Annotated in this window: 13 protein-coding genes; 6 read left to right on the forward strand and 7 right to left on the reverse strand. The window is 70.2% G+C overall.

Annotated features, from left to right (window positions below):
- Position 1: 1 nt before the first annotated feature.
- From ADL25_RS32680 to ADL25_RS32695, 4 genes are all read right to left on the reverse strand, one after another.
- A complete protein-coding gene (locus ADL25_RS32680) occupies positions 2–985 on the reverse strand; it encodes an SCO2522 family protein (protein WP_059131497.1) in 984 nt (327 codons plus the stop codon).
- A complete protein-coding gene (locus ADL25_RS32685) occupies positions 982–1,899 on the reverse strand; it encodes an SCO2523 family variant P-loop protein (RefSeq protein ID WP_059131498.1) in 918 nt (305 codons plus the stop codon). Before ADL25_RS32685 ends, ADL25_RS32680 begins: the two co-directional genes overlap by 4 nt.
- A 3-nt stretch (positions 1,900–1,902) precedes the next feature.
- Positions 1,903–3,744, reverse strand: a complete 1,842-nt coding sequence (locus tag ADL25_RS32690) for an SCO2524 family protein (protein ID WP_059131499.1) — start codon at positions 3,742–3,744, stop codon at positions 1,903–1,905.
- Between the two features lie 70 nt (positions 3,745–3,814).
- Positions 3,815–4,603 carry an SCO2525 family SAM-dependent methyltransferase gene (locus ADL25_RS32695; protein ID WP_059131500.1) on the reverse strand — a complete coding sequence of 263 codons (789 nt, stop codon included), beginning with the start codon at positions 4,601–4,603 and terminating at the stop codon, positions 3,815–3,817.
- Between the two features lie 259 nt (positions 4,604–4,862).
- On the opposite strand from ADL25_RS32695, the gene ADL25_RS32700 reads away from it, so the two are divergent.
- Entirely contained in the window at positions 4,863–5,396 is a 534-nt protein-coding gene (locus ADL25_RS32700) for a GNAT family N-acetyltransferase (RefSeq protein ID WP_059131501.1), read from the forward strand.
- Positions 5,397–5,436: 40 nt separating this feature from the next.
- Here ADL25_RS32700 and ADL25_RS32705 read toward each other — a convergent pair whose 3' ends face one another.
- Positions 5,437–5,898, reverse strand: a complete 462-nt coding sequence (locus tag ADL25_RS32705; protein WP_059131502.1) for a protein-tyrosine phosphatase family protein — start codon at positions 5,896–5,898, stop codon at positions 5,437–5,439.
- A 57-nt stretch (positions 5,899–5,955) separates the two neighbouring features.
- Entirely contained in the window at positions 5,956–6,702 is a 747-nt protein-coding gene (locus tag ADL25_RS32710; protein ID WP_059131503.1) for a FadR/GntR family transcriptional regulator, read from the reverse strand.
- A gap of 238 nt (positions 6,703–6,940) precedes the next feature.
- On the opposite strand from ADL25_RS32710, the gene ADL25_RS32715 reads away from it, so the two are divergent.
- Genes ADL25_RS32715 through ADL25_RS32735 form a run of 5 tightly spaced genes read left to right on the forward strand, consistent with a single transcriptional unit; the run spans position 6,941 to position 13,514 of the window.
- A complete protein-coding gene (locus tag ADL25_RS32715) occupies positions 6,941–8,569 on the forward strand; it encodes an ABC transporter substrate-binding protein (protein WP_059131504.1) in 1,629 nt (542 codons plus the stop codon).
- A 19-nt stretch (positions 8,570–8,588) separates the two neighbouring features.
- Positions 8,589–9,551: an ABC transporter permease gene (locus tag ADL25_RS32720; RefSeq protein ID WP_059131505.1), complete on the forward strand. Its 963-nt coding sequence runs from the start codon at positions 8,589–8,591 to the stop codon at positions 9,549–9,551.
- Positions 9,548–11,515 carry a dipeptide/oligopeptide/nickel ABC transporter permease/ATP-binding protein gene (locus tag ADL25_RS32725; RefSeq protein WP_059131506.1) on the forward strand — a complete coding sequence of 656 codons (1,968 nt, stop codon included), beginning with the start codon at positions 9,548–9,550 and terminating at the stop codon, positions 11,513–11,515. The genes ADL25_RS32720 and ADL25_RS32725 overlap by 4 nt, the downstream gene beginning before the upstream one ends.
- Entirely contained in the window at positions 11,512–12,579 is a 1,068-nt protein-coding gene (locus ADL25_RS32730) for an oligopeptide/dipeptide ABC transporter ATP-binding protein (RefSeq protein ID WP_059131507.1), read from the forward strand. Before ADL25_RS32725 ends, ADL25_RS32730 begins: the two co-directional genes overlap by 4 nt.
- Positions 12,579–13,514, forward strand: a complete 936-nt coding sequence (locus ADL25_RS32735; protein WP_059131508.1) for a dihydrodipicolinate synthase family protein — start codon at positions 12,579–12,581, stop codon at positions 13,512–13,514. The genes ADL25_RS32730 and ADL25_RS32735 overlap by 1 nt, the downstream gene beginning before the upstream one ends.
- 6 nt (positions 13,515–13,520) lie before the next feature.
- Here ADL25_RS32735 and ADL25_RS32740 read toward each other — a convergent pair whose 3' ends face one another.
- Positions 13,521–14,708, reverse strand: a complete 1,188-nt coding sequence (locus tag ADL25_RS32740; RefSeq protein WP_059131509.1) for a sialidase family protein — start codon at positions 14,706–14,708, stop codon at positions 13,521–13,523.
- Positions 14,709–14,810 lie beyond the last annotated feature (102 nt).

Here is a 14,810-nt window from a genome sequence, read left to right on the forward strand (position 1 = left end):
CTCACGTCTCCCCGTGCAGGACGGCGTCGGTGGGCTCTTCGTAGAAGACGTACGTGGCGCGCTGCGCGACCGCGGCCGGCACCGCGGCCCCCTCACGGGCGGAACGCTCCGCGACCTGCCGCAGAGCGCCGGAGTCGACGTCGACCTGGTCGAGGATGAGCCGCACGGCGTCCTCGACGGCCAAGAAGCGGTTCGGCATCAGTGTGCAGGTGCGGTACGCGCTGAAGGGCGCCGCGGAGGCGTTGAGCTGGAGCAGCGGCGGCAGCAGATCCCAGTCGTGGGGGAAGTCGCCGCCGTTCCAGGGGCGCGGGGCCAGCACCGGCGCGCCGAGGTGGCGCAGCAGGCCGAGGCGGGCCAGCTGCCAGACGGCGGCGAGGAAGGGACAGGACCACAGGCGCTGCCCGTCCTTCTCCGACCACAGCTCGACGTCCATAAACACCGAGTGGTTGCGGGCCGCGGTCTCCTGCGGCGGCTGCCAGCCGGTGACCTCGCCCATGGCACTGCGCGACGTCGGGGTCCGCTGGCCGTTGGGGAGCCAGCCGGTCTCGCTGACCGGCGGGCGGGAGCCGTAGCTGCCCGGCGGCGGCGATTCGACAAGGCGATGCATCACGGATTCGGCCGGCTCGATCTTGTCGGCCACCGCGCAGCCGGACTCGCGGGCGAGGTAGTCGATGACCAGGCCCGCCCGCTCGGCCTCCGCCAGCACCACCGGGACGAGTTCGGCGGGGGTGGAGAAGCGTGTGAAGTAGTCGTCGATGAGAAAGCACGTGCTGATGCGGGGCCGCCTGCCGCCGGTACGGCGTGCGGCGGCGGCGCGGGCCGCGTCCACCCAGATCCGCACCTCGGCGAAGTGCTCGCGCAGCCGCTCGGGGCCGGCTTCGAAGTCCTCCATGTAGAGGTGGCCGAGCTCCAGCGAGAGATGGGAGAGCGGTACGGACTGCGTTCGGGGCTGCGCGGTCGTCTCCTGGAACACGGCTTCCGTCACGCCTGCTCCCAGTACTTGTCGTCGGTCAGCCGGCCTGCCAGGTCGCTGAGCGCGTCCCAGGTCTCCCTGGTGGCGATCTGGCTGTCGAGTACGTCCTCGTCGGTGATGAGCTGTTCGCGCCACTGCAGTACGGGCTCAAGGGGCACGGAGCCGAGAACCTGGGTGTAGCCGATGCCCAGGGCCGAGGACATCTGTTTGAGGTCGCGGTCACACTCGCGCATCCACGCCGACTGGGTGGCCGAGACCTGTGACCACAGCGGCGACTCGGGATCGGGCACGGCGGCCCGAACGAAGCGGATGACGCTGCGCAGCGCATCCTCGTCGTGGCCGCGGGCCACACCGCCGGCGACGATGCCACGCTTGCCGAAGACCAGGCTCGCCGCGGCCGCCACATGCTGCCGGGTCCAGCGGTGGAAGACGAGCCAGCGGAAGTCCACACCGCGCATCTCGCGCTTCGAGGTGGCCTCCAGCACCATGTCGACGGCGTAGCTGCGGCCGGCGCTGAGGTCGACGACGATCAGGTCGAACTCGCCGTTGAGCCGGAGCAGGAGGTCGACGCACCGGCGCAGGTTCTCCTCGCCGGTGGCGAACTCGCCACCGGAGAGGTCACCGGGCATCAGTACCAGACGGCCGGAGCCGGGAGGCCGGTTGCGCAGCACCCGGTGCTCGGTGTCCGACCAGACGTCGATACGGAGGGGCTCGCCCACCTCGCCGATCAGATACGAGTGCAGACCCCGGTCCTCGGCGGCTTGGCGCGCGTCGGGGACGTCGAAGACGGCCGCCGCGGTGGGCGATCCGAAGTCGAAGTCGAGGTAGCACACGTCGTCACCGGCCAGCGCCCGATGGTAGGCGAGGTTGGCGCTGGTGACGGAGCGGCCCGTGCCTCCCTTGTCGGAGGCCGCGAAGACGATCAACTGTCACACCCCCTGGGCCGCGGCTTCGCGGGCCCGGGCGAGGGCGTCGAGCTGTCCGAGCACGTCGAGCGTCAACGCGCACGCGGTTCCGGGCTGGTCGTCGACGAGATCCCTGGCACGGCGCAACTTGACCTCGATGCCCCTCAGTTCCATCCCGCGGTTGCCCTCGGAGGCGGGTGCGGGCTCCATCTGCTCGTTGCCGAGGAGGTGTGCCGACTCGCTGAGCAACGCCCGGGCGAGTTGGGTCAGTTCCAGGCTGCGGATCGGCGGCTGGTGGTACATCTGGTGGACCTGGACCATCACCTCGGTGACACGCTCGGTGATGCTCCAGGACACCGGCCCCTCGGAGACCGGCGACTCGGGGTAGGCGGCGTGGACGTTGTCCCACAGGCCGGCTCCCTCACCGTCGCGGATCCTGCGCAGCCACACATGACCGAAGATGTCCTCGGCGAGTCTGAGCAGCCGGTCGTGCGAGGCGAGGTTGCGGGAGAGCGTGCACAGCTGGATGGTCCGTTTGAGCAGCTGTGCCGAGAAATCCGTCATGATCCACTGCATCGGCGGCCCGACGGCTTCACTGCCCTGCAGCGGCAGGGTGACACCGGGGTTGTGCAACTGGACCATGGGGTCGTCGCGCGTCATGCGACTGGTGACGCGGCCGCGTTCGGCGAGGCGTTCCATGACGCTCACGGTGCGGGTCAGGTCGTCGTCGGTGGCCCGGCGCCGCATCAGGTCGTGGACCAGGATGGCGGCGACGGAGAGCGAGAAGTACTCGGACTCCAGCTTCTGGCCGGTGGTGCGCCAGGGGATGTCCTCCAGGGGCCAGCGGTCGCTGTCGAAGCGCGCGATGCCGGACCAGAACTGCTGCGTGATCTCCCAGCGCAGTCGTAACGCCTCGGCCAGCTTCTGCTGTTCGGAGTTGAGCAGGCCGAGGGTGAGCGTGCGGTCGGAGAACAGGTCCTGGATGCCGTCGAGCGCGACCACGGTGAAATACAGGTAGGGCACCTGGTTGGCGACTCCGACGGGCTGGGGCCCGATCTCCTCGTCGGTCTCCACCTCGGGAGCGTCCTTGACGATGCTCCAGCCCCAGCCGCACTCGAAGAGCTGGTTCTCGTCCTTGAGGCCCTCCTGGACGTCGACACCGAGGACGAAGCTCTCGACGATGGCGGCGCGCAGCGGCCGGAAGCGGCGCTGGAACTTCTGCAGTACGTGCCGTTGCGACAGCCGCCCCTGGCCCAGCAGTTCGCAGAGCGTACGGCCCTGGGAGGAGTCGGTGTCGAAGGCGTTGACGGTGAACGAACGCAGCAGGCTCACCATGGCCGCGGTCAGCCGGTTGCTGGTGGCGGCGCGCAGTTCCTGGATCGTCTCCAGGACGTCGCTGCGACGGGTCTTGGACTCGTACACCTTGAGGAAACCGAGTGTGGCCAGACACAGGGTGATCGACATCGAGTACGAGTCGACCACCCCGAGTTCACGCTGTTCCTCGGTGAGGTCCCGGTCCTTGTCCGCGGAGACGAAGTAGGAGCCACCGGCGAACGTGGGTCTCTTGTCCTCGCCGGTGTGCATCCGCATGAACTGCGCCGCGGCCAGGACGAGCTTCGCCGGGACCTCCAGCCGTCCGCCCGCCTTCCTCAGCACCTTCTGGACGTCGTCCTGAGTGGTGTCGGGGTCGTCGAGGCGGAAGGCCGGGATCTCCGTTGCCGGGTACAGGAGGCAGAGCAGGCGCTCCGCATCGGAGACACTGCTTTCCCCGCCCCGTTTGCCCCACGCCCACTCGCCGCCGTCGAACGAGTTGCGGGCCACTGCCTGCCAGATGTCCAGCAAATGCTGGCGTGGCTTGATCTGCATCCCATGCCCCTCACACAGGCCGCACTGCCATCATTCGAGGAAGGCCGTCCCCTGTTGTGACGGCCGTTCCTCAATCGGTCGGAATCCCGGAGTCCGAATTCCGCCGCCCGTAGGCGACGATCATTCCGGAATAGCCTTCGCGTACGGCGGCCGAAGCCTTGAGGCGCATCGTCTTGAACTCGCCCGCAAAAGGCTCGAGGCTCTCGTACACCTCCAACTCTCCCACGTCGCAGGCGGGGAAGAAATGCTCGCCCGCGTGATAACCCTTGGAATGTTCCATGAACGCGGCGGCGAAGGGCGCGCCGGGTGCGAGGGCGCGCAGGAAGCACTCGACACCTCGGGCGAACTCCTTGTGCGAGGTGGTCATCGACTCCGCGACGAAGAACATGGTCCCCATGGACCACCGTCCCTCGTGCCGCACGAGGTCGAAGAGATTGCCGGGCTCGACCCGGACGGCGTCGCGAAACTTGGCCCGCGGGTCCATGTCGAGGGCGGCGTACGCCTCGTTCTTGCACAGGACGCGCCAGAACTGGTCCCAGTTCGCGGCGTAGGAACCGACCTGGCTCTCGAGGTAGCGCACATTGGCCGAGGAGCGCTCGAGAAGTGTGATCTCGTCGCACCAGGGCAGCATGGCCAGTGCGGGGTAGAGGTTCGCGCCGGCCCCCACGTCGATACCCGAGACAGGTCCGGGGGTGCGCCCTCTGAAATGATCGCCGAAATGATCGCGTACGATATGAATGATCTCCTCGTCCTCCGCCTGTAAGTCGCGGTAATTGTGATCAACGTAGGCGATCGGGTCGAACGAGGCCCAGGACACATCCGCATTCAACTGCGTGTCCCCCGGCGATCTGAAGGTCATCCCTACACGGTACCAACGCCGGAGACCCGGTGGATCCCCTCACCCCGGCGCCGCGGAACAATTACGCCGCGGGGCGCATCGGGGGCGCACCGGGGCGAATGGACTTCGAGACCTGATCAGGCCTTGAACGCCCAGATCATTCCCGCTCAAGATGGTCGCAACTCCGCCGAACACACCCGAACGGCAGACGGCACGCGTCCCATCCGTACCACCCCTACGGGTGGGGCATGTCCCTGACTCCTTCCCACAGGGGGGCCGCATGACTGCGTTACCAGAGGAACGTTTCCCTTCGCGTCGGAGCCGCACCGGCCCGTCGTTGTGCCGCGACGGGGCGTTCGTCGAGCGGCCTCTGACGATGCGGGAGGTCACGGAGGACGACCTGCCCGAACTCGTGCGCGTCGACCAGGAGGCCTTCCCCGACGACCCCTACCCCTACTTCGTGCTCCGCCAGTTGTGCGATCTGCACGGCGACTGCCTGCTCGTGCTGGAGGACGGGAAGAGCCTGCACGGCTACGTCCTGTACGTCACCACGCGGGACGGGTACCGGAGTTGGATCGTCAGTCTCGGTGTCACACGCGACCAGCGGGGGCGCGGGCTGGGCCGGCGGCTGATGCTGGAGGTGCTGCGCCGGCTTCGGGGCGAGGACGTCCGCGAGGTCCGGCTGACCGTGGAACCGGCCAACGCCGCAGCGATCATGCTGTACCGCTCGCTGGGCTTCTCGTCCGACGAGGGTGTGCGCCACGACTACTTCGGGCCCGGCGAGGACCGGCTCATCATGACGCTCGGACTGTGAGGCTCACGGCGCGGGGGCTGTGAGGCTCGGGGACCGCCGTTCAGGCGGCGAAATGCCGTACGTACCGCCGTTGCCACGGGGTCTCCACCGCATGCCGGTCGTAGTGGGCCCGCACGAACGCCACGGCCTCCCGCGCCGGCACGCCGTCCAGCACGGCGAGGCACGCCAGCGCCGTGCCGGTGCGGCCGCGGCCGCCTCCGCAGGCGATCTCGACCCGCCCGGCCGCAGCGTGCGTCCACGCCTGCGTCAACACCCGCAGCGCCTCACCGCGGCTGACGGGCAGCCCGAAGTCCGGCCAGCGCAACCACTGCGCCTCCCAGGCCACCTGCGGGGGCCGCCTGCCAAGCAGATGGACGGCGAAGGTGGGCTCCGGACCGTCCGGGAGCGGGCGGCGCAGGGCGCGGCCGCGCACGAGGCGGCCGGACTGCAGCCGCAGTACGCCGGGCGCCCCGGGGTCCCAGCCCCCGGCGCCGGTCTCCGGACCTCGGCCGTGCTCGCTCATCTCCTCAGTGTCGGCCACCGCCCGCGGCGCGGTACCCGTTTCACGGCGAGCCCGCCCTCATCGCTCGAACCGGCCGCCGCGTTCCCGCGCCGCACGCGCCTCGATGCCCCGGAAATGGTCAGCCATCGCCCGCTCCGCGCCCTCGGCGTCCCGCGCGCGCAGGGCCGTGACGATGTCGCGGTGGCGTCGGGCCGTCGACCGGGGCGCGGCCGCGTCCGACCAGCCGTGGGCGCGGGCGACCCGCCGGAACACCGTCCAGAACGCGCCCAGCAGTTGCGGCACGAGCGCGTTTCCCAGGTTGCCGTAGAGCAACGCGTGGAATTCCTGGTCGAGTTCGGGGAAGGCGCGGCCCTCCCGGGCCGCCGCCTCCATCCCGTCCACGACCGCCTCCAGACGGTCCAGATCCGGCTCGGCGAGCGTCACGGCCACCCGGCGGATCAGCCCTTCCTCCAGCACCTCACGGACCTGGAGGATCTCACTCAACGCGTCCATCTCGTCGTCCGGCCGGACGAGCGTGCGAAAGGTGAGACCGTCCACGAACGGGGTCAGCGACGCCTGCCCGACATACGTCCCGTAACCGTGTCTGATCTCCACGATGTCGAGCGCCTGGAGGGCCTGCAGCGCCTCGCGGACGAAGTGGCGGCCGACGCCGAGATCGGCCATCAGTTCCGACTCGGTGGGCAGCGGGTCGCCGGGCCGGAGTTTGCGATCGAGGACGATCCGCATGACCTCCCGCTGGATCCGGCTGCTGACACGCCGTTCGTCACGGCGCCGGTTTCCGGACTCCTCAGACATGTGTCGCATCGTACGCTTGCACGTGCCCGTCGTCCCCCCTCCCGGAGGGGCGACGGCGTCAACCACCTGCGGTTCACGGCGCCATTGGTCGCACCTTTGACGACTACTCCGTTCGTGTGCGTTCCCTTGACCGCCCCCACGCCCACTCCTATGGTCACGCTGCCGCCTGTGACGTAGGACGTCGTATCTCCCCCCATCCTCGAGCCCTTCGGAAGTCCTCACCCAGACCATCTTTGCTGGAGGAACCGTGCGCGACGTGACCCCCGACGTTCCGGTGACGGCCCGCCGGACGGTGCTGAAGTACTCCGGCGCGCTCGGCGCGGCCGCCGCGCTGTCCTCGTCACTGGCCGCCTGTTCCTCGGGCCCGGAGTCCACCAACGACACCGGCGGCGGGAGCGGGCAGGACCGGACGCTGACGGCGGTCATCGGCTACGGGAACGACGGCAGTTGGGATCCGACCCAGACCGCCTCGGCCTTCTGCATGGCCGCCAACCACCACATCTACGAGGGGCTGCTCGATACGGACCCCATCTCGCGTGAGCCCTACGCGGCTCTCGCGACGCAGGTGCCGAAGGGCCTGCGGGGCACGTCCTGGAAGTTCACACTGCGCGAAGGGGCGACGTTCCATGACGGGCACCCGGTCACGGCCGACGACGTCGTGTTCGTCTTCGACCGGATCCTGGACCCGGACACGCAGACCCTCGCCAAGGGCTTCTTCGCGAGCTGGCTGCGGGAGGTCCGCAAAGTCGACGAGCGAAACGTCGAGCTGGTGCTGAAGTTTCCCTTCCCGGAAGGGCTTTCACGGCTGACGCTGGCGAAGATCATGCCGCGGCACATCTTCTCCCGGCCCGGCGCCTGGGACGACGCGATCAAGGGCAAGGCGGTCGGTTCGGGACCGTATCGACAGACGGCGCACCACCCGAAGTCGAACACGACCTTCGAGGCCTTCGCCGGCTACAACGGGCCCCGCAGGCCCGCCTTCAAGAGGATGAACTGGCTGACGATCGTCGATGCCGCGCCACGGGTGGCCAAGATCTCCGGTACCGGTGCGGGGGCGCAGATCGCGGACAACATCCCGTACGCCAACATCGCGCGGCTGAGGAGCGGCGGGCTGACGGTCGAGGGCGGGGCCGGGATGAACAACCTGTTCCTGATGTTCAACACCCGGCACAAGCCCTTCGACGACGTCCGCGTCCGGCAGGCACTGCACTACGCCATCGACACCGGCAAGATGGTCGAGGTGGCCCTGAAGGGCCACGGCAGGCCTTCGTCGTCCTTCCTCAACGAGGCCAACCCGGGCTACCGGCGGGCGGGGACCGTCTACGACCACGACCCGGACAAGGCGAAGCGGCTGCTGAAGGAAGCCGGGGTCAGCGGGCTGAGGATCGACATCCTCGCGGTGAACGTGAGCTGGATCGTCGACTGCCTGCCGACGATCAAGGCGTCCTGGGACGCGATCGGTGTGGAGACGACGCTGTCGCCGCAGGAGACGACGGCCGTCTTCACGAAGATGGACCAGAAGCAGGACTACCAGGTCGTCGCCGCCGCCTCCAACCCCAACCAGTTCGGCCTCGACGCCGACCTGATCATGCACTACAACTACGGTCCGCAGAACCTCTGGATGCAGTACACCCGCTGGGCCGACGACCCCGTCGCGAAGAAGCTCTTCAAGGACATGGACCAGGCGACGCGGGAGCCGGACCCGGACCGGAAGAAGACGATGATCCAGGACTACATCGACATCGTCGCCGAGCAGGCCGTGCTCTACCCGGTCGTCCACAACGAGCTGATGACGGCCTGGAACCCGAAGAGGATCACCGGTATCAGGGCACAGCCCTACCCGGGCATCAACCTCCTTCAGGCCAAGTGGGCCTAGCGGCGGGGGAATCGATTCCGTGGTCGCCATCGCCAGGATCCTGACGCGCCGCGTCCTCCTGCTCGGGCCGCTGATGCTCGGCATCGTGCTGTTCGTGTTCCTGGTGATGCGGTTCTCGGACGTCGACCCGGCGTCCGCGTTCTTCCAGGGCGCCAACCCGAGCCCGCAGCAACTGCACGACTTCCGGGAGCAGAACGGCCTGCTCGACCCGCTGCCCGTGCGCTACGTGCACTTCGTGGGCGATCTTCTCCGCGGCGACATGGGCACCAGCGCGCTGACCCGGGCGCCGGTGGTCGAACAGGTCACCACCGCGCTTCCCCTCACGCTCCAGCTCACCCTTCTCGGCCTCGGCATCGCGGTGATGCTGGCGCTGCTCGGCGGGGTGACCGCCGCGATCCACCGCGACCGGCTGCCCGACCAGGTCATCCGGGTGGTGTCCCTGACCGGTGTGGCCGCTCCCGGCTTCTGGCTGGCTCTGCTGATGATCCAGTACCTGGCCGTGGACCGGGGCTGGTTCCCGACCGGCGGCTACGTCAACCCGGCGGACTCCCTCACCGGCTGGCTGCGGACCATGGCCCTGCCGGCCCTGGCGCTCTCGCTGCCGGTGGCGGCGCAGCTCACCCGGATCGTGCGGACGGCCGTGGTGGAGGAACTGGACAAGGACTATGTGCGCACCGCGATCGGCAGCGGGCTTCCCCCCTGGGTGGTCGTCGGCCGGAACGTACTGCGCAACGCGCTCGTCAACCCGCTGACCGTGCTGGGTCTGCGGGTGGGGTATCTGCTCGGGGGCGCGGTCGTGATCGAGACCATCTTCTCCCTGCCGGGGATGGGCAAGCTGATGATCGACGCCGTCAAGAACGGCGACCCGGCCGTCGTCCAGGGCGTCGTACTGACCACGGCGACCGGTTTCGTGGTCGTCAACCTCGCCATCGACATCCTGTATCTGCTGGTCAATCCCCGGCTGAGGGACGCGGCCCGATGATCACGCGCAAGGCACTCGCCGACACCCTGTCCCGTCCGGGTATCCGGCTGCGCGGACCGCGCCGGATACCGCTGCCGTCGCGGGTGGCGGTCTGCTTCCTGGCCCTGGTCGTGCTGGTCGCGCTGCTGGCACCCCTCATCGCCCCGCACGACCCGCTCGACCAGCAGGATCCCGTGGACGGCAGCGGGCATCCGTCGGCCGGGCACTGGATGGGCCAGGACAGCCTCGGCCGCGACATCCTCAGCCGGCTGATGTACGGCGCCCGCTGGTCACTCGCCATCGGGCTCGGTGCGACGGCCCTCGCCCTGGTCGTCGGAGCCCTCCTGGGCGCGGTCGCGGCGACCTCACGCAAGGCCGTCGACGAGACGCTGATGCGGTGCCTGGACGTCGTGATGGCGTTCCCCGGCATCGCGCTCGCTGCCGTCCTCGTCTCCGTCTTCGGCGGCGGCATCACGGTCCTGATCTGCGCGATCGCCTTCCTGTTCACCCCGCCGGTCGCCAGGGTCGTCCGGGCGAACGTCCTCGACCAGTACGGCGAGGACTATGTGACGGCGGAACGGGTCATCGGGGCCCGCACGCCCCATATCGTGGTCCGGCACGTGGCCGTCAACTGCGCCGCTCCCGTCCTCGTGTTCTGCACGGTCCAGGTCGCCGAGGCCATCGTGTTCGAGGCGTCGCTGTCCTTCATCGGGGCGGGCGTACGGCCCCCGGAACCCTCGTGGGGCAGCGTCATCGCCGACGGCAAGAACATGGTGCTGACCGGCGGCTGGTGGGCGACGGCCTTCCCGGGCCTGCTGATGCTGATCACGGTCCTCTCCCTGAACATCCTGTCGGAGGGCGTCTCGGACGCCTGGGCGGCACCGTCCGGCCCGGACGTGGACGTACGCCAGGACCGCCTGGAGGCGCCGGAACCGGGCAGCGGCGAGGTGGTCCCCCTGCCCGGCCTGGCCGAGGCGGCGCTGCGGCTCCGTTCCCGGGCCCGCCCGCTGCCCGGCGGGGAGCCGGTGCTCGCGGTGGAGAACCTCGCCATCGGCTTCCCCGGCCGTCACCACGGCGTGGACATCGTGGACGGGATCAGCTTCGAGGTGCACCGCGGCGAAGTCCTGGGCCTGGTCGGCGAGTCGGGCTGCGGCAAGTCGCTGACGGCGCTCGCGGTGATGGGCCTGGAACCGAAGGGGGCCCGGGTGCGCGGCGGGGTGCGGTTCGGCGAGCGGCAGCTCGTGGGCGAACCGATGCGCGTGCGGCGCCGGCTGCTGGGCCACGAGATGGCCATGATCTACCAGGACGCCCTGTCCTCGCTGAATCCGGCGATGACGATCCGGGCGCAGCTGAAACAGGTCCTGCGGCGGGGCGGCCGCCGCAGTCCCGCGCAGCTGCTCGCTCTGGTCGGCCTCGATCCCGAGCGGACCCTGCGCAGTTACCCGCACGAGCTCTCCGGCGGCCAGCGCCAGCGTGTGCTGATCGCCATGGCGCTCTCCCGCGAACCCAAGCTGATCGTCGCCGACGAGCCGACGACCGCCCTGGACGTGACGGTGCAGGCGCAGATCATGGAGCTGCTGCTCGGACTGCGGGAGGAGCTCGGCTTCGCGCTGATCCTCGTCTCGCACGACCTGGCGCTGGTTGCGGACGTCACGGACCGGGTGGTGGTGATGTACGGCGGGCAGATCGTGGAGAGCGGGGTCACCGCGGACCTGGTGGAGGCGCCCGCCCACCACTACACCCGCGGGCTGCTCGGCAGCGTGCTGTCGCTGGAGTCGTCCGCCGAGCGAATGACGCAGATCAAGGGGGTCGTCCCCGCGCCAGCGGACTTCCCCGCGGGCTGCCGCTTCGCCGACCGCTGCCCGCTGGCCGGCGAGGTGTGCCGCGCGACGGCACCGGATCTGCACGGACCGGTGACGCACAGGGCGGCCTGCCACCATCCGGCGGTCGACCTGGTGAGCACGGAGAGCGAGGCCGTCTCATGAACCCCGTCGTGGAGCTGTCCGGCGCCCATGTCGTCCACAAGGCCCGCAGCGGCGGTCTGTTCACCCGGGACAAGGTGTACGCGCTGACCGGCGCCGACCTCTGCGTGGCACCCGGTGAGACGGTCGGGGTGGTCGGCGAGTCCGGCTGCGGCAAGTCGACACTGGCGAAGGTGCTGGTGGGGGTGGAGCGGCCGACGTCGGGCGCGGTCCTCTTCCGCGGCCGCGATCTGTGGTCGATGCCGCCCGCCGAACGCCGGTCCGTCGTCGGCGCCGGCACCGGCATGGTCTTCCAGGACCCGTCGACGGCCCTGAACCGGCGGCTGACCGTGCGCAGGATCCTGCGGGACCCGCTGGACGTGCACGGCCGTGGCACCCGGGCCCAGCGCGAGGAGCGGGTAAGGGAGTTGATGTCCCTCGTGGGGCTTCCCCGCGCCCTCGCCGACGGTCTGCCCGGCCGGCTCTCCGGCGGCCAGCGTCAGCGCGTCGCCGTCGCCCGCGCCCTCGCGCTGGAACCGGACCTGGTGGTCGCGGACGAACCGACCAGCGCGCTGGACGTCTCGGTCCGCGCGCAGATCCTGAACCTGCTGCTCGACCTCAAGGAACGACTGGGCCTGGCCCTCGTCTTCGTCTCGCACGACATCCAGACGGTCCGGCGGATGAGCGACCGGGTCGTCACGATGTACCTCGGCCGGATCGTCGAGGAGGCCCCGGCCGCCCGGGTCACCGATCACGCGCGGCACCCGTACACCCGTGCCCTCTTCTCCGCCACTCCCGGTCTGCTCGATCCGCTCGACGCGATCCCGCTGGCCGGCCCGGTGCCCACCGCGACCCGTCCGCCGAGCGGCTGCCCGTTCCGCACCCGCTGCTGGCGGGCGGACTCCGTGTGCGCCACCGTGATGCCGGACTTCTCGGGCGCGTCGGCGGCCGGACACCGCTTCCGCTGCCACCATCCTGTGGAGGAGGGCGTGCCGACCCGCGATCTGGTGCGCCAGGCGGCGGCGCCCTCCCCGGCCACCGCCACGGCCGAGCTACTGCCGGACCAGAAACCCGCTCGGGAGCATTGATGTCCTTCCCCGCACCGCTGACCGGTGTCGTCCCGCCCGTCTGCACGCCCCTGACACCGGAACGCGAGGTGGACGTCCCTTCGCTCGTGAGGCTCGTGGACCATCTTGTGCACGGCGGGGTGGACGCCCTGTTCGTGCTCGGTACGTCCTCTGAGGCCGCTTACCTGACCGACCGTCAGCGCCGCCTCGTGGTGGAGACGGTGGTGTCCCATGTGGCCGGCCGGCTCCCCGTGCTGGCCGGGGCGATCGACATGACGACGCCGCGCGTGCTGGACCATGTGGCCGATGTGACGGAGGCGGGCGCGGACGCCGTGGTCGTGACGGCGCCCTTCTACGCCCGCACCCACCCCGCGGAGATCGCCCGCCACTACCGGCTGATCGCCGACCGCTCCCCCGCACCCGTCATCGCCTACGACATCCCCGTCGCCGTCCACTCCAGGCTGAGCCCCGAACTGGTCCTGGAACTGGCCGCCGACCGGACCCTGGCCGGGCTGAAGGACTCCAGCGGCGACCTGGCCGGCTTCCGCACGGTCGTGTCGGGCGCCCGCACCCGCCCAGGACTCGGGGGCTTCGCCGTACTGACCGGCTCGGAGCTGGTGATGGACTCGGCCCTGGCGCTCGGAGCGCACGGTGCGGTGCCCGGGCTGGCCAATGTGGACCCCGAGGGCTATGTCCGGCTGTACCGCCTGTGCCGCGCGGGCGACTGGGACGCGGCGCGTGCCGAGCAGGAACGGCTGTGCGGCCTGTACGGCATGGTCCGCGTCGGGGATCCGGCCCGGATGGGCGGCGGCTCGTCCAGCCTCGGTGCGTTCAAGGCGGCCCTGCACCTGCGGGGGGTGATCGCCTGTCCCGCGACCGCCGAACCGCAGGTGCCGCTGTCGGAGGCGGAGACCGAGCAGGTGGGGAAGTTCCTGGCGGGAGCCGGCCTGCTGTAGCAGCCCTCAGTCCAGGTCTGCGGCCGGGATCCGCCGGAACGCGATCGTGTCGTACATGCCGGTCGCACCCGTCTCGTAGAGGATCCCGACCTTGCCACCGCGCAGTTGTACGAGGTCGCTGTAGGCCGCGGGATTCCGGGACAGCGTCAGCGCCTTGGTGAAGGTCGCTCCGCCGTCGGTGCTGCGCCAGATCGCCATCGCCCGGCGCGCGGTGGGGACGGAGGGCCCGGAGAAGAGCAACGGCGCCGACCGGCCGCTGAGCTGAAGGACGCTCGCCTGTACCGCCGGGACGTCGTCCAGGCTGTGCTGCATCGTGTACGGGCGGTCGAGGGTCTCGCCGCCGTCGCTCGAGTAGCTGTCGAGGCGGTTGCCCCGGCGTGTGCCGCCCTGGTCGCGTGAACTGAAGTAGAGCCTGCCGTCAGCAAGTTGTGCCGCGCTGCTCTCGTTCGAGTTGTCGCCGCCGTCGTGGGAGCCGTCGGTGAAGCCGATGTGCCAGCTGCGCCCACCGTCGTCGCTGTAGAGCGCGTGCGCCGCGTAGTACCGCGCCTCGCGCCCGGTGTCGGAGGAGCCCTCGGGCGGGGCCGTGGAGTGGTTGGCGGGGACGACGAGACGGCCCGCATACGGTCCACGGGTGAGGGCGATCGCGTGACCCGGGCCTGTCGCGTACCACCGCCATCCGGGCCGCTTCACCTGCGCGGTGATCTCCCGTGGGGCCGTGAAGTGCCGCCCGTCGTCACTGCTCGTCTGCACGAAGACCCGGCGGCTCTGCGCGCGTGCCACCTCACCGCGCATGATCTGCGACTCCGTCGCCGCGCCGCCGTTGTAGGAGGTGACCAGGACGACCCGGCCGGTACCCGGAGCCACCACCGGCGCCGGATTACCGCGGGTGTCTCCCCTGCCGGACGCGACGACGCCGAGCGGCCCCCAGGTGCAGCCGCCGTCAAAGGAGCGTCTGAGCACGACGTCGATGGCGCCGCTGTCCGCGACGCCGTTGCGCCGGCCCTCGGCGAAGGCGAGCACGGTCCCCTTCCGCGTGGTCACGACCGCGGGGATCCGGTAGGTGTCGTAGCCGCCCTTCCCTGCGGTGTAGGGCACGGAGGAGACACAGCCGGTGCTCGCGGAGCCGGGTGCGGTCACGGTGAGCGGGGTGAGCAGTACGGCCGCGGCGACGAGGGCGCGGAACGGAAGGGTCATGTCTATCCCCCAGGGAGTGCGTCCCTCGCGGGACGGTGACCGTTGTCGGTCACATGCTCCCCGCCGTCACCGTCCGTGATCCCTACGCCGCGATCATGTCAC

Source organism: Streptomyces sp. NRRL F-5122, assembly GCF_001507435.1.
Classification (GTDB): Bacteria; Actinomycetota; Actinomycetes; order Streptomycetales; family Streptomycetaceae; genus Streptomyces; species Streptomyces lannensis.

Excerpts from the sequence above, each read along its gene's own strand:
- ADL25_RS32690 (WP_059131499.1), bottom strand. The coding sequence starts at position 3,744 with ATGCAGATCAAGCCACGCCAGCATTTGCTGGACATCTGGCAGGCAGTG.
- ADL25_RS32695 (WP_059131500.1), bottom strand. The coding sequence starts at position 4,603 with ATGACCTTCAGATCGCCGGGGGACACGCAGTTGAATGCGGATGTGTCC.
- ADL25_RS32700 (WP_059131501.1), top strand. The coding sequence starts at position 4,863 with ATGACTGCGTTACCAGAGGAACGTTTCCCTTCGCGTCGGAGCCGCACC.
- ADL25_RS32705 (WP_059131502.1), bottom strand. The coding sequence starts at position 5,898 with ATGAGCGAGCACGGCCGAGGTCCGGAGACCGGCGCCGGGGGCTGGGAC.
- ADL25_RS32710 (WP_059131503.1), bottom strand. The coding sequence starts at position 6,702 with ATGCGACACATGTCTGAGGAGTCCGGAAACCGGCGCCGTGACGAACGG.
- ADL25_RS32725 (WP_059131506.1), top strand. The coding sequence starts at position 9,548 with ATGATCACGCGCAAGGCACTCGCCGACACCCTGTCCCGTCCGGGTATC.
- ADL25_RS32730 (WP_059131507.1), top strand. The coding sequence starts at position 11,512 with ATGAACCCCGTCGTGGAGCTGTCCGGCGCCCATGTCGTCCACAAGGCC.
- ADL25_RS32735 (WP_059131508.1), top strand. The coding sequence starts at position 12,579 with ATGTCCTTCCCCGCACCGCTGACCGGTGTCGTCCCGCCCGTCTGCACG.
- ADL25_RS32740 (WP_059131509.1), bottom strand. The coding sequence starts at position 14,708 with ATGACCCTTCCGTTCCGCGCCCTCGTCGCCGCGGCCGTACTGCTCACC.